General features: G+C 39.3%; 11 protein-coding genes. 10 read left to right on the top strand and 1 reads right to left on the bottom strand.

Going from position 1 to position 14,142, the window contains the following annotated elements; genetic code table 11:
- Positions 1–178: 178 nt before the first annotated feature.
- Positions 179–655 carry an inner membrane protein YiaA gene (gene yiaA / locus FTT72_RS08260; protein ID WP_180007913.1) on the top strand — a complete coding sequence of 159 codons (477 nt, stop codon included), beginning with the start codon at positions 179–181 and terminating at the stop codon, positions 653–655.
- A gap of 259 nt (positions 656–914) precedes the next feature.
- Positions 915–1,487 carry a flavoprotein gene (locus FTT72_RS08255; RefSeq protein ID WP_180004943.1) on the top strand — a complete coding sequence of 191 codons (573 nt, stop codon included), beginning with the start codon at positions 915–917 and terminating at the stop codon, positions 1,485–1,487.
- Between the two features lie 1,000 nt (positions 1,488–2,487).
- Here the strand turns inward: FTT72_RS08255 and FTT72_RS08250 are convergent.
- Positions 2,488–3,324 carry a pyruvate, water dikinase regulatory protein gene (locus FTT72_RS08250; protein ID WP_168377735.1) on the bottom strand — a complete coding sequence of 279 codons (837 nt, stop codon included), beginning with the start codon at positions 3,322–3,324 and terminating at the stop codon, positions 2,488–2,490.
- 153 nt (positions 3,325–3,477) lie between these two features.
- On the opposite strand from FTT72_RS08250, the gene ppsA reads away from it, so the two are divergent.
- The 8 genes from ppsA to FTT72_RS08210 all read left to right on the top strand — a co-directional run bounded on the left by ppsA (position 3,478) and on the right by FTT72_RS08210 (position 14,142).
- Positions 3,478–5,856: a phosphoenolpyruvate synthase gene (gene ppsA / locus FTT72_RS08245; protein ID WP_180178195.1), complete on the top strand. Its 2,379-nt coding sequence runs from the start codon at positions 3,478–3,480 to the stop codon at positions 5,854–5,856.
- A gap of 82 nt (positions 5,857–5,938) precedes the next feature.
- Complete coding sequence (locus tag FTT72_RS08240) at positions 5,939–6,721, top strand: RDD family protein (protein WP_180063545.1); 783 nt, start codon at positions 5,939–5,941, stop codon at positions 6,719–6,721.
- Positions 6,722–7,022: 301 nt separating this feature from the next.
- Positions 7,023–8,090: a ubiquinol oxidase subunit II gene (gene cyoA, locus FTT72_RS08235; protein WP_180178194.1), complete on the top strand. Its 1,068-nt coding sequence runs from the start codon at positions 7,023–7,025 to the stop codon at positions 8,088–8,090.
- Between the two features lie 3 nt (positions 8,091–8,093).
- The gene (gene cyoB, locus FTT72_RS08230; RefSeq protein WP_078193968.1) at positions 8,094–10,082 is read left to right on the top strand and encodes a cytochrome o ubiquinol oxidase subunit I; all 1,989 of its coding nucleotides are present in this window, start codon (positions 8,094–8,096) and stop codon (positions 10,080–10,082) included.
- Positions 10,083–10,086: 4 nt separating this feature from the next.
- Positions 10,087–10,707: a cytochrome o ubiquinol oxidase subunit III gene (gene cyoC, locus FTT72_RS08225; protein ID WP_078188581.1), complete on the top strand. Its 621-nt coding sequence runs from the start codon at positions 10,087–10,089 to the stop codon at positions 10,705–10,707.
- Complete coding sequence (locus FTT72_RS08220) at positions 10,707–11,033, top strand: cytochrome o ubiquinol oxidase subunit IV (RefSeq protein ID WP_078188582.1); 327 nt, start codon at positions 10,707–10,709, stop codon at positions 11,031–11,033. Before cyoC ends, FTT72_RS08220 begins: the two co-directional genes overlap by 1 nt.
- Positions 11,034–11,043: 10 nt before the next feature.
- Entirely contained in the window at positions 11,044–11,922 is an 879-nt protein-coding gene (gene cyoE, locus FTT72_RS08215) for a heme o synthase (RefSeq protein WP_180073995.1), read from the top strand.
- A 102-nt stretch (positions 11,923–12,024) separates the two neighbouring features.
- Positions 12,025–14,142, top strand: coding sequence for a hypothetical protein (locus FTT72_RS08210; RefSeq protein ID WP_180178193.1), 2,118 nt, complete (start codon positions 12,025–12,027; stop codon positions 14,140–14,142).

Genomic DNA, 14,142 nt, shown 5'->3' with positions numbered 1-14,142 from the left:
TGACTACATTTTTTGTGGCTCTTTAGACGGATAGCAGTCAACAGATAATATGGTTTCGGCTAACAACGACCAAACCTGTACTTAAAAACCATCATTGCCTCAACGAAATAATTGCTTTACTCATTTTCATTCCTGTATAAATATTAAACATAAGCAAAACAAAGAGAAAAATAAGCAGATGAGCCAATATATTAATAAACCCACACCCGCATTTATCGCAGCAAGTTGGTGTGCACTGATCTTAGGCGCTGTGGTGTTTTGCATAGGTTTATTCAATGCAAATATGATGTTGAATGAAAAAGGCTTTTATCTCATTTTATTGCTTTATGGATTATTTTCATCGGTTTCACTACAAAAAATCATTCGTGACCGTTTAGAAGGAATGCATGTCACTGCAATCTACTTTGGACTGTGCTGGGCATCCGTCATTATTTGCCTCGTACTTCTTGCCATTGGTCTATGGAATGCTGAACTGGCATTAAGTGAAAAAGGTTTTTACATGATGGCTTTCCTAATGAGTCTGTTTGGTGCAGTTGCTGTACAAAAAAATATTCGTGATATGGACTATTTACGTACCCATACCGACCAACCCGAACTTAAACATTCAACCACGAGTCAGCTTGACTATAACTCATCAGATGATGAACCACTTTAAAACTCACAAAATTATAGATCTCAAAAGCTGTTCATGCAGGTCGCTCATTATTTCGACCTGCTTGAGCGAAAGATGAACTTCAACGCATAAAAAAATCAGTTCACTCCTAGAAATGTATAAATGACAAGGGCCAAGCAAATCAATTCTAGACAAATTGTATGACTCATCAGACTGAAAAAACGCTTTACCCCGACTGGCCCATCACAGAATATATTCCTATCTAAGACTCAACTAAAAAAACAAAAGACAAGGAATAAATATGGCCAACAAGCAGGATGCAACCCACCATATTTTTAATAATCATCTAGAGGATTTTGAACACTTTCGTGGAACGATCATCAGTTCAGAACAGATCAAAGATTATGATTTTAAGAATCAAAAAATCGCAATTATTGGGATAGATCAGCATGTGGTCTCTGAACTACATCATCTATGTCAGGTTGCAGATAACATCATGGTCTATCAAATCAAACCGCAATTTGTTTTACCGCGTACTGAACGTCTATTGAATAAATTAATTCAACATCCACTGATTGCAAAAAATCGACGTTTATTTAGCAATCGTATTAAGAGTATTTTGGCGATTCGCTTTTTAGAAGATCAAGTGCCGAACCATTGGTTAAGACATTTACTCAGTCCAAATACCGCAATTCAGAACAAAACCTTCCTAAAATCGGATCATTATTATGCAGCATTACAGCAGCCCAACTGCATCTTAAACACTTGGCCTATTGCAAAAATTCAGAGTAATTCAATCACGGCTTTAGATGAGCATACGTTTGAGTGTGATGTCATTGTGCGCAGCGAATCTAACCAGCCTAAAGAAAAGTAATTACATTGCAATTATTTTCACATGACAATTACTAGAATTTATCCGATTGATCAAAACTCACAACACCAATAGCCATCTCTGGTGGCTTTTGCTAGATCCCCTACGTTATTGAATACTTCTATTCGGTAAGGCTAAGGATTCTTAAAAATCTATAAATGAAAATAGCTTTAATCGTGCTACATGCTTTTTAAACGCTCAGACTTAAATCATGCATCCGACCTGCACCAGCAGCTACAGCGAGTTTATAGAGGTGCGATTTTTGAATAGTTATGATCAATTCTTCATGAAAACTTTATTTCAAACCAATAATTTTTCAGTCGCTTAATTTTGTCTTACACAACTCTTTTAGTACCAAAATATATGTTTGCAAATTTATACCGATGCTCATGTTTAGCCAACATTTACTTATGTTCTAATCTATATTCAATAGGAAAATAACTGCTTAAAATCCAATTTTAATATCACTTCATATCAGTTTTTAAAGCCTGAATTGTCTCAATTAGAGTACTTTTCACCCACATCAATTAAATAAATGATGACATTTCTTGATATTTAACACCCAAAAGCGACTGTTTGATTATTTTTTATTCTATTTTCTGCCTATTTTTTTAGCATTTAAATCAGTATTTTTGAAAAATTGATTAAATATTAAACCATATTAGCTAAATCTTGTATTTATACAACTCATATCAAGTGGATTATTCAGGCTTAATTCATAGATAAAAATACAGCAAAACACGGATTTTTATAAAAGATTTGTGCTGTCAATTTGGCCATATTTTATAAATTTCCAGGCAAAGAAATTCATCGAACTGGTACACAAATGAATGCAAAAATTGCTTAAAATTTAAGTCTAAATATTGAGGAAAATTTTCATCAATATCTTAAATATTTATCATTCATTAAAAGTATGACAAACCAGAAATTAATACTATTTTTATATAATTTATACAGTAATTTATTATCATCAGAAGAGCCACCAAAGTGGCTCAATTTACACTTAACCAATGCGACGCTTCAGTCCGGTCATTTGTAAAACACGTGTAGAAATTTCTTCAATCGACATTTCAGACACGTTTAAGTATTTAATTCCTTCAGAAATATAAATACCTTCAATCGCACGTAGTTCCATTTGGCACTGACTAAAACTTGCATAACGGCTATTGGCCTTACGCTCTGAACGAATTGCTACAAGGCGCTCTGCATCAATCATCAAGCCAAATAACTTATGTTTATGCTCACGTAAAACTGCAGGTAAACGGTTGTCATCCAAGTCTTCTTCTGTCAACGGATAGTTCGCTACACGAATACCAAATTGCAAAGAGAGATAGATGGAAGTCGGTGTTTTACCCGAACGTGACACGCCAATTAAAATTAAGTCGGCTTTGTCATAATGACGAGTACGTGCCCCATCATCGTTATCTAAAGCAAAATGCACCGCATCAATACGTGCTTTATAAGACTCAGAATCTGTTACTGCATGGGTTTGACCGACTAAAGTTGTAGGAGCTGTGCCTAACTCGTCAGATAATTTACTAATAAGCCCTTCAAAAACATCAAGATTTACTGCATCTGCCGTATTAATAATGTCACGTACATACGGGTCAACAAGGGTGTCAAACACCAAAGGCTTTTGACCGTCTTGCTGCGCTCTAAGATTGATCTCTGCAACCACATTTGTAGCTGCTTCTTCAGAGGTAATATAAGGAATAATATGAATGTCAAAATCTACATGAGGGAACTGGGCTAACAGTGAATGACCAAGCGTTTCTGCGGTAATCGCTGTCCCATCCGAAACAAAGAAAACACTACGCTGAATCTGTTTACCTTCTGACATTAAAATTCTCCTCCAAAATTTGTCTTAGTGCTATATAATCATTATAGTAAACCATCTTACATGACTGTCACTTAGTAAATTTAGAATGCTAAGTAATTTGTTATAATTTCATGCCAAGATAGTGATTAATACTGCAAAAGTGGAGTAACAACTTTGGAAGCGCGCGTAATTGGTCTAGAAAAATTAGGGAAACACGACGTAGAACTCGTGGGCGGTAAAAACTCATCATTAGGTGAAATGATCAGCCATCTCGCAAATGCTGGTGTATCTGTTCCTGGTGGTTTTGCTACTACAGCTCAAGCATATCGTGAATTCCTCGAGCAAAGTGGCCTAAACGCTAAAATTAACGCTGAACTTGCTGCACTCAATGTTGACGATGTAAATGCACTTGCTGAAACTGGTGCAAAAATCCGTCAATGGATTGTAGACACTCCGCTTACAGCTGAACTTGAAACAGAAATTCGTGAGGCTTTCACAGCTCTTTCAAACGGCAACCCTGATATCGCGGTTGCCGTTCGTTCATCTGCAACTGCAGAAGACTTACCAGACGCTTCATTTGCAGGCCAACAAGAAACTTTCTTGAACATCCGTGGTATCGATAACATCCTTGTTGCGATTAAAGAAGTATTTGCTTCACTTTATAACGACCGCGCAATTTCTTACCGTGTACACCAAAACTTCGCACATGACGTCGTTGCGTTATCTGCTGGTGTTCAACGCATGGTTCGCTCTGAAACAGGTGCTGCTGGTGTAATGTTTACACTTGATACAGAATCTGGTTTCCGTGACGCAGTTTTCATCACAGCATCTTATGGCTTGGGTGAAATGGTTGTACAAGGTGCAGTTAACCCTGACGAATTCTATGTATCTAAACCACTTCTAAATGCAGGCAAACACGCTGTATTACGTCGTAACCTTGGCTCTAAACACCAAAAAATGATTTATGGTGAAGAAGGTGCTGCAGGTAAGTCAGTGGTTGTTGTAGACGTTGAAAAAGCAGATCGTCAACAATTCGCATTAAACGACCATGAGCTTCAAGAACTTGCTAAACAAGCATTGATCATTGAAAACCATTACGGTTCAGCAATGGACATCGAATGGGCAAAAGATGGTGATGACGGTCAAATCTACATCGTTCAAGCACGTCCTGAAACTGTGAAAAGCCGTGAAAATGTCGGCACCATGGAACGTTACCTACTTAAGCAAAAAGGTAATGTAGTTTGTGAAGGCCGTTCAATCGGTCAACGTATTGGTTCTGGTCGCGTTCGTATTGTGACTTCAATCAAAGAAATGGACAAAGTTCAAGACGGCGATGTACTTGTATCTGACATGACTGACCCAGATTGGGAACCAGTAATGAAACGTGCAGCTGCAATTGTCACTAACCGTGGTGGCCGTACTTGTCACGCTGCGATTATTGCACGTGAGCTTGGTGTTCCTGCAATTGTAGGTTGTGGTAATGCGACTGAAGTATTGACTGACGGTCAAGAAGTGACTGTTTCTTGTGCTGAAGGTGACACAGGCTTTATTTACGAAGGTGCTTTGGACTTTGAAATCCAACGCAATTCTATCGAATCTATGCCTAAACTTCCGTTCAAAATTATGATGAACGTAGGTAACCCTGACCGCGCATTTGACTTTGCTCAAATTCCTAACGAAGGTGTTGGTCTTGCTCGTCTTGAGTTCATCATCAACCGTATGATCGGCGTACATCCTAAAGCATTGCTTAATATTGACAGCCTACCACGTGAAACTCGTGCTGCTGTAATGTCACGTACTGCGGGTTATGCATCTCCTATCGAATTCTATGTTGAAAAACTAGTTGAAGGTATTTCTACACTTGCTGCAGCGTTTGCTGACAAACCAGTGATTGTTCGTATGTCTGACTTTAAGTCAAACGAATATGCAAACTTAATCGGTGGTAAGTTATACGAACCTGAAGAAGAAAACCCAATGCTTGGCTTCCGTGGTGCAAGCCGCTATGTATCTGATAACTTCCGTGATTGCTTCGAACTTGAATGCCGCGCACTGAAAAAAGCACGTGACGAAATGGGCTTAACTAACATTCAAATCATGATTCCTTTCGTACGTACTGTTGCTGAAGCGAAACGTGTTATTGAATTGTTAGCGCTTAACGGTCTTAAACGTGGTGAAAATGGTCTTAAAGTGATCATGATGTGTGAACTTCCAACTAACGCATTGTTGGCTGAACAGTTCCTTGAACATTTCGACGGTTTCTCTATCGGTTCTAACGACTTAACTCAGTTAACACTCGGTCTAGACCGTGACTCTGGTATCGTTTCTCACCTATTTGATGAACGTGATCCAGCCGTTAAAGCACTTCTATCAATGGCAATCCATGCTTGTCGTAAAGCTGGCAAATACGTAGGTATTTGTGGTCAAGGTCCTTCAGATCACCCTGACCTAGCTAAATGGTTAATGGAACAAGGCATTGAGTCTGTTTCGCTTAACCCAGACTCAGTATTAGACACATGGTTCTTCCTTTCTGAAGAAAAAGCTCAACAAGCTTAATAAACTGTGTTAAAAAAAGACCCACATGTGGGTCTTTTTTTTTATTTATACTTTTACAGACGTTTTTTGAGATTTTAGTTTTATGCAGATTTACTTGGCACGAAATAACCAACAAGCTGGTCCCTACACCTTAGAACAACTTAACCAAATGCTCGCGAGCCAACAAGTGTTACTCACGGACTTGGTTTGGCACCAAGGTATGACCGAATGGAAAGCTTTGGGTGAACTCACTCAAGGTCAGTTGGTTTATATGCCTGCAGGATATACTGCACCAACAGCATTCGAATCAAATCAAACTGCAACTACGCCATCAAATACCTATGCACAGCCTCAAGCGGTACAAGAGCAAACTAGCCTAGCTAGTATTCCTAAACGTGTTTTGGCGAAAATCGTCGATTTACTGCTTTGGATACCAGCAACTTTTATCTTAACGGCATTTTTTAGTCCAAGTGAAAAGACACAATTTGCAAATCTGAATGAACAGTTTATGCAAGCTGTGATGACCCCAAATGCTGACCCCAATGTTTTACAAGCACTACAAACACAAATGGTTGAAATGTTTCCCAACCAAGCTTGGATTGCAATGTTTGCGTATCTCTTCATTATGCTTTTCATTCAAGCATATTTGATTGCTAAATCAGGTCAAAGCATTGGTAAAAAAATCACCAAAATTAAAATCGTAGATGCCGAAACCAGCCAACCTGTAAACCTCATGCGTGGCTTCACTTTACGTAGTGTTTTATTTATTTTTCTGAACTTTTTATCGATGCCTTTAAGCGCAATCATTGATTCCGTTTTTATTTTCGGCAAAAAGCGTCAAACTTTGCATGACAAGTTAGCAAAAACCAAGGTAATAAACCAATAACTTTCACTTTTATTGAGGGATGAATTTCTCATCCCTTTTTTGTGCATTACATTGAAATTAAAATAAAATTCAGATAAAAAAAACACAATCCCGACCAACAAAATAGGGTTTTAATACAGTCATTTAAAGCATCTTTATGTATAGCTTAGTTTGCCGATATCAGGCATAATGCCCTACAACGTAGCGGTGTCACATCATTGTGAACTTTTTTTCATATCTGAAAAATCACAATCATGCGACACTTTATTCGCTATCCCAATTTTAAAAATTAGGGAATGGGACTCTTCACCGAGGTTGTAAAATGAGACAAACAATTTTAGCTGTATTGTCTTTATCTGCGATCGCTGCACTCTTAACTGGGTGTGGTGGTGATATGGTACTTCTAAACTCAAAAGGTCCAGTTGCTGAAGGTCAGTCAAACCTCATGCTTACTGCGATCTACCTAATGTTGTTGGTAGTTATTCCATCAGCACTTATGGCTCTTTGGTTTGGTTGGAAATATCGCGCGTCAAATAAAGATGCAGACTATGCACCTACTTGGGCACACTCGACTGCAATTGAAGTTGTAGTTTGGGGTATTCCCGTAATTATTATCGCTATTTTAGCTTGGTTAACTTGGTGGGGTTCCCACAAGTATGACCCTTACCGTCCACTCGAGTCAGATAAAGCTCCTTTAACTGTTCAAGTTATTGCTGAACAATTTAAATGGATCTTCATCTACCCTGAACAAGGCATCGCGACTGTAAACGAGATCCGCTTCCCTGAGAAAACTCCTGTAAGCCTTCGTTTAACATCTAACTTCACAATGAACTCATTTTTCATTCCGGCGTTAGGTGGTCAGATTTATGCTATGGCAGGTATGCAAACTCACTTGAACTTATTAGCTGATGAAACTAGTCCTGCTGAAGGCTTCCGTGGTTTCTCTTCTAACTATTCAGGTTATGGCTTCTCACAAATGCGCTTCCGTGCACATGCTGTGACTGATGCTCAGTTTGCTGAATGGGTTTCTGCTGTTAAAGCTGGTAATGGTACTTCAGTGAATCCACAAGCGGTTCAAAAAACTGTTTTAGACCAAGCTGAATTTGCAACCTTACGTGACGGCAACCGTTCTAAACACCAGATCGAAGTTTTAGTTGCCAAAGCAACTACTCCTGAAGAGAAGGCTCTAGCTGAAGCAATGAAGCCTTACCCTACTAAGCCACACCCAGTGACTTACTATTCTTCAGTTGAACCTAAATTGTTCGAATCAGTGATTAACAAATACATGAGCAACTACCACGGTGCTGATCATACAGCTACTGTTGGACACGAAGCTGCTGCTTCTGAAGCTCATGCAGGCGTTGAACATGCGACTGTTGCAGGGGAATAAGACATGAGCTTATTAGGTAAGTTAGGACCAGATGCAATTCCACACGACCCAATCGTGTTGGTTACTGTTGCAATGATGATCCTTGGCGGTATCGCAATTGTTGCTGGTATCACCTACTTTAAAAAATGGGGCTACTTGTGGAACGAATGGTTCACATCTGTAGACCATAAAAAAATTGGTATCATGTATATCCTCGTGTCAATTGTCATGCTTGTGCGTGGTTTTGCCGATGCGATTATGATGCGTCTTCAACTGTTCCTTGCAAAAGGTGGCGGTGAAGGTTACTTACACCCAGAACACTATGACCAGATCTTTACTGCCCACGGCGTAATCATGATCTTCTTCGTAGCAATGGGTCTAGTTGTTGGTTTAATGAACGTTGCTGTACCACTTCAAATTGGTGCGCGTGACGTAGCATTCCCATTATTAAACTCTCTAAGCTTCTGGTTATTTGCCGGCGCTGCGGGCTTAATGATGGCTTCTCTTGCAATTGGTGAATTCGCTGCAACAGGTTGGATGGCTTACCCTCCACTTTCTGGCATCGAATACTCTCCAGGTGTAGGTGTAGACTACTATATCTGGGCACTTCAGGTTTCTGGTCTAGGTACGCTTCTTACTGGTGTTAACTTCTTCGTTACCATCATCAAAATGCGTGCGCCTGGCATGAAACTTATGGACATGCCTATTTTCACTTGGACTGCATTAGTTACTGTAGTGCTTATCGTTGCAACTTTCCCAGTTTTGACTGCGACTATTGCAATGCTTTCACTTGACCGTTACTTCGGCTTCCACTTCTTTACAAATGACATGGGTGGTAGCCCAATGTTGTATGTAAACTTGATTTGGACTTGGGGCCACCCAGAAGTTTACATCTTGGTATTACCTGCTTTTGGTATTTACTCAGAAGTTACTGCTGTGTTCTCACGCAAAGCGTTGTTCGGCTATAAATCAATGGTGTACGCAACTGTAGCAATTGGTGTTCTTTCACTAGTTGTATGGGTTCACCACTTCTTTACAATGGGTGCTGGTGCCAACGTTAACGCGTTTTTCGGTATCATGACCATGATCATTGCGATCCCTACTGGTGTGAAAATCTTCTCTTGGTTATTCACTATGTACAAGGGCCGCATCACCTATACAACTCCAATGCTTTGGACACTTGGCTTCCTTGTGACTTTCGGTATTGGTGGTTTAACAGGCGTATTAATGGCAGTTCCACCAGCGGACTTCTTAGTACACAACTCTTTATTCCTTATCGCTCACTTCCATAACGTAATTATTGGTGGTGTAGTGTTCGCGATGTTCGCGGGTATCATTTTCTACTGGCCAAAAATGTTTGGTTGGAAATTGAATGAAACTTGGGGTAAAGCAGCGTTCTGGTTCTGGTTCTTCGGTTTCTACTTTGCATTCATGCCACTTTATATCCTTGGTTTCATGGGTATGACTCGTCGTTTGAATACATATGACAACCCTGAATGGGATCCGTACTTAGCGATCGCTTTATTTGGTTCTGTATTGGTTGCTATCGGTATCTTCTGTTTTGTTATGCAAATCGTTGTTGGTTTCCTTCAACGCAAAGACAACATGGACGTTACTGGCGATATCTGGGATGGTCGTACTCTTGAGTGGGCTACTTCATCTCCTTCACCATTCTATAACTTTGCTTATCTTCCAAAGATCAATGGTATTGATACTTTCTGGACTGACAAAGAAAATGGTGTTGCTTACGCTAAGCCAACTACATACGAAGACATCCATATGCCTACAAACCGTGCGGCAGGTTTCGTAATTGCAATGTTTATTACAGTTATGGGCTTCGCATTAATCTGGCATATCTGGTGGTTAGTCGTTGTAACTTTCATTGCTTCAATTATCAGCTTCATCGTTTCTTCTTTCACTAAGAAAGTTGACTACTATGTTCCAGCTGCAGAAGTTGAACGTATTGAAAATGAACGCTACGCGCTTCTTGAAAAACATTTGAAGAAGGACTAAGACAATGGCTGAAGTACTTCATCACGACAACCACGGACATGACGAACATCATCATCACGATGATACTGACATCACTGTCTTTGGTTTCTGGACTTACTTGATGAGTGACTTGGTTCTTTTCGGGACACTCTTCATCGCGTTCGCTGTATTAAGTAGCCACGTTCCAGTGGGTACGCCAAGTGCACAAGAGCTGTTTGGTGAATCTTTAGGTTTCGTTTTAACTGAAACTTTCGCCCTTCTTATCTCTTCTGTAACTTTTGGTTTTGCTGTTCTTGCAGCATACAAGAAAAATGTTGGTCAAGTTTTAACTTGGTTAGCAGTTACTTGGGTATTTGGTGCAGCCTTCATTGGCATGGAGCTTTATGAGTTCAATCATTTAGTTCATGCTGGTCATGGCCCAAGCACAAGTGCGTTCTTATCTGCGTTCTTTACTTTAGTTGGTACGCACGGTATTCACGTAACTTCTGGTTTGGTATGGATGCTTGTGTTGATGTTCCAAATCAAGAAATATGGTTTGACACTTCCAAACACTCGTCGTCTTGCTTGCCTAAGCTTGTTCTGGCACTTCCTTGACATCGTTTGGATCTGCGTATTCAGCGTTGTTTACTTGATGGGAGTTATCTAATGAGTCACGATCATAACTCTGCTGGTGCAGCTCACGGTAACGTTAAACAATATACAATCGGATTTATCCTTTCTGTTCTACTTACCGTAATTCCATTCGGTATGGTAATGGCAGGTGGTTTTAGCCGCGGTCTATTGGTTGCCGTAATCGCGATTACTGCGGTTGCTCAGGTTCTTATTCAGTTAGTTTACTTCCTGCATATGAACTCTTCTTCAGAGCAACGCTGGAACGTGATTGCATTTGTTTATACAATCCTCACAATTGCTATCCTTTTAGTAGGTTCTGTGTGGATTATGAACTACCTTCACTTCAACATGATGATCTAAACTGGTCGTCATGCTGAAAAAGTATTTATTCCTGACTAAACCAGGAATTCTCTTTGGTAACTTTGTTACCGCTTTGGGTGGCTACTTTGTAGCTGCCCAAGGTTCTGTAGATTTCCTTCTGTTGCTTCTTACCCTCTTAGGCACCCTCTTTGTGGTCGCTTCTGGATGTGTTGTCAATAACGTTATTGACCAAGACATCGACTCAAAAATGCAACGCACACAAAATCGTGCGATGGTTAAAAAATCAATCTCGATTCCTGTTGCTTTAGTTTTTGCTTTAGTTTTAGGTGTATTTGGTTTTAGTATTTTATGGTTCTGGGTAAATGCTTACGCTTTTCTTTTTGCTGTTATTGGTTTTGTCGTATACGTTGGTTTTTACAGCTTATGGACAAAACGAACAACAATTCATCAAACCATTATCGGCAGTCTTTCTGGCGCAGCGCCACCTGTAATCGGGTATACGGCTGTTGCAAACCAGTTTGATTTAGGTGCATTACTGATTTTTATTGGTTATGCATTTTGGCAAATGCCTCATTCTTGGGGAATTGCAGTTTACCGATTTGATGACTACAAAAATGCAGGAATTCCAATTTTACCTGTAGCACGTTCAATTCATCGAACCAAGGTTGAATCTTTGGTTTACGTGATTTTGTTCTGCATTACCATGAACGGTTTATACTTTTATGGTTATGCCAATTGGATTTATATGATTGTCCTGAATGCCTTAAGTCTGTATTGGATTTATTTAACCATTCAAGGATTCAAAGCTGAAGATGATCAAGTTTGGGCAAAACAATATTTCATGTTTTCGGTCAAATTGATCACAGTGATTAGTTTAATTTTTAGTTTTACCTCCACTGCCCCTCTAAAGCCAATTGTATTTTTTTAAAGAAGATAGAGTTTTACTCTATCTTTTTTTATTTCTAGGCATCTTCAATCAACTTTCCCCACTTGATATCATTGCACCTACAATTATAAATAACTGTGCCTTATGTCTTCTCAACAAAAAATTCTTCGCTCTGCTCTTTTCACATCATGTATTCCTTTTGGCATTTTCTTTAGTGCACACAGTCATGCAGGTATGGATGTCTATTGTGAACCTTCGACAGAAATTCAGACCAATGCCTATACTGCATGCAATGAATTGCCTGCGCTCACGCCGGCAAATGACAATCAAACCAATATGCTGCTGTTGCTTAGCGATTTAGGTATTGCCAAATTTAATATTCAAGAAGAAAAATCCACTTTATGGACAACTAGCTATAGCAAAGTTCCTTTTGAAGTTTCCAGTCTTTTAGTGAATAGCCACAATAAATTGCCAAATGCGCGCAAACCGCTAAAAGCACCAGATTTAAGTTATAACGAACATTGCAATAGCCTGCAAAATGGTGCGCACGCGTTTATTCAACAAGTCAAAACGGACACTAAGCTTTCAAGCAGTGAAAAAGACATGTTGATCCATGAGCGTGAAAAAATTAATAATTGTGAAAACACATTAGCTTTACTGAGCGTGAATCCAAATTGGTCTGCCGCTGCACGTCAATATGTATCCTATCTAAATGCAACGATCTCTTTTTATAATGCTAACTTTTCCACAGCGACTAAGATATATTCAGTACTCACCAGTGTTGATCAAGCGTGGTTAAAAGAAACTTCTCAATATATGCTGATTCGTAGCACCTTAAATGAAGCCTATCAAAGTGGTGTTGGTGAATATGGTGATCTTGACCATAACAAGCTCAATCAAAACTTATTAACCACTTTTTTTAATAACATTACTCAGTACTTTAAGCTCTATCCGCAGGGTCAATATGCAGCAAGCGCACGCGGTTTATTAAGACGTGGTTTTTGGCTGAGTGGTAAACACGATTTACTGATCAATGAATATGTCTGGCAAATCAATCATCCAACATCCAGCGTCTATAATTTAGAATTGCCAAATCTACCTTATGAATTAGATCGACATGTTTTTCAAAGTAATAGACTCAATGTCAAAAATTTGAAAGATCCATTTTTTCTTAGCATTTATGACCTTATGCATATGCGCAAAAAAGAAACGGCAGATGATGTGGTCATTTCATGGGCTGAGTTAAACGCACAGAAAAATTATTTTAAAGATTCACCAGAACTGTTCCAGTATTTGCAGGCAAATCACTTATTTTATGTGCAAAACAAAGCACAAGAAGCACTCAAATATCTGCCACAACGAGCACCGAGCAGCATCAACAGTTATCTACAGTTGAGTCAGTTACTACTTAAAGGCCGTATTCTGGAAGCTAGTGGGCGAAATCAGGCCACTCAAAAATATTGGGAAAACCTACTTTCCATCAGCAAAACCGCCGAACAACGTGGATTGGCTGAACTTATGCTGTATCGTTACTATGCTCAACAGCAAAATACTGCACAATTTATTGGTTCTTCAGCCAAAATCAAGCAAGCTTATCTACAGCAACAATATTTAGTCGATGCAGCGAATGAACAAAGTTTAATGTCTGTGGTCAAAAATAACGTGGCCACACAAGATCAAAAAAATGTAGCGCTTTATACCCTACTAAATAAGTCATTGGCTTATCAAAACTTTGATTTATTTAACCAAGCGTACCGTGAATTACCAAGCAACGCGGCTCAATTTAATACTGAACAAAACACTGCGGAGAAGTTTCGCAATCAGCCATCATTTGCAAATTTCTTATGGAAAGGTGCAAGCGTGAGCAATTCGATTAAATGTCCTGACTTGGCAACTTTGACCCAACAATTGCAAGTCAACCCAAAAGACTTGAGCCTTAATTTATGCTTAGGTGAATATGCGCGTAGTTCACAAGCCTATACCATACTAAATCTCAACTACCTGCCTGATCATTCACTGCAAAGTTTCAAGGGGACTTATTTTGCCCGTGGCGATGTATATAAAAACATTATTAAAACAGGGACAAAATCTGAATTAACGGCTTATGCGCTGTACCGTGCCATTCAATGTTATGCGCCAAGTGGCAATAATGAATGCCAAGACAAAGATGTAAATAAGTCGGTTCGAAAACAATGGTTTGATCAAATCAAACGCGACTATCCAGAAACCAGCTGGGCTAAATCTCTAAAATATTATTGGTAA

The organism is Acinetobacter sp. YH01005 (assembly GCF_013420465.1).
GTDB lineage: Bacteria > Pseudomonadota > Gammaproteobacteria > Pseudomonadales > Moraxellaceae > Acinetobacter > Acinetobacter amyesii.
Note: the sequence above shows the minus strand (reverse complement) of the source record. Positions and strands in the feature narration are given on the sequence as shown.

What these genes read in the sequence shown, in the direction of transcription:
- FTT72_RS08240 (WP_180063545.1), top strand. Translation starts at nt 5,939, where the DNA reads ATGCAGATTTACTTGGCACGAAATAACCAACAAGCTGGTCCCTACACC.
- yiaA (WP_180007913.1), top strand. Translation starts at nt 179, where the DNA reads ATGAGCCAATATATTAATAAACCCACACCCGCATTTATCGCAGCAAGT.
- FTT72_RS08220 (WP_078188582.1), top strand. Translation starts at nt 10,707, where the DNA reads ATGAGTCACGATCATAACTCTGCTGGTGCAGCTCACGGTAACGTTAAA.
- FTT72_RS08255 (WP_180004943.1), top strand. Translation starts at nt 915, where the DNA reads ATGGCCAACAAGCAGGATGCAACCCACCATATTTTTAATAATCATCTA.
- cyoA (WP_180178194.1), top strand. Translation starts at nt 7,023, where the DNA reads ATGAGACAAACAATTTTAGCTGTATTGTCTTTATCTGCGATCGCTGCA.
- FTT72_RS08250 (WP_168377735.1), bottom strand. Translation starts at nt 3,324, where the DNA reads ATGTCAGAAGGTAAACAGATTCAGCGTAGTGTTTTCTTTGTTTCGGAT.
- cyoB (WP_078193968.1), top strand. Translation starts at nt 8,094, where the DNA reads ATGAGCTTATTAGGTAAGTTAGGACCAGATGCAATTCCACACGACCCA.
- cyoE (WP_180073995.1), top strand. Translation starts at nt 11,044, where the DNA reads ATGCTGAAAAAGTATTTATTCCTGACTAAACCAGGAATTCTCTTTGGT.
- cyoC (WP_078188581.1), top strand. Translation starts at nt 10,087, where the DNA reads ATGGCTGAAGTACTTCATCACGACAACCACGGACATGACGAACATCAT.
- FTT72_RS08210 (WP_180178193.1), top strand. Translation starts at nt 12,025, where the DNA reads ATGTCTTCTCAACAAAAAATTCTTCGCTCTGCTCTTTTCACATCATGT.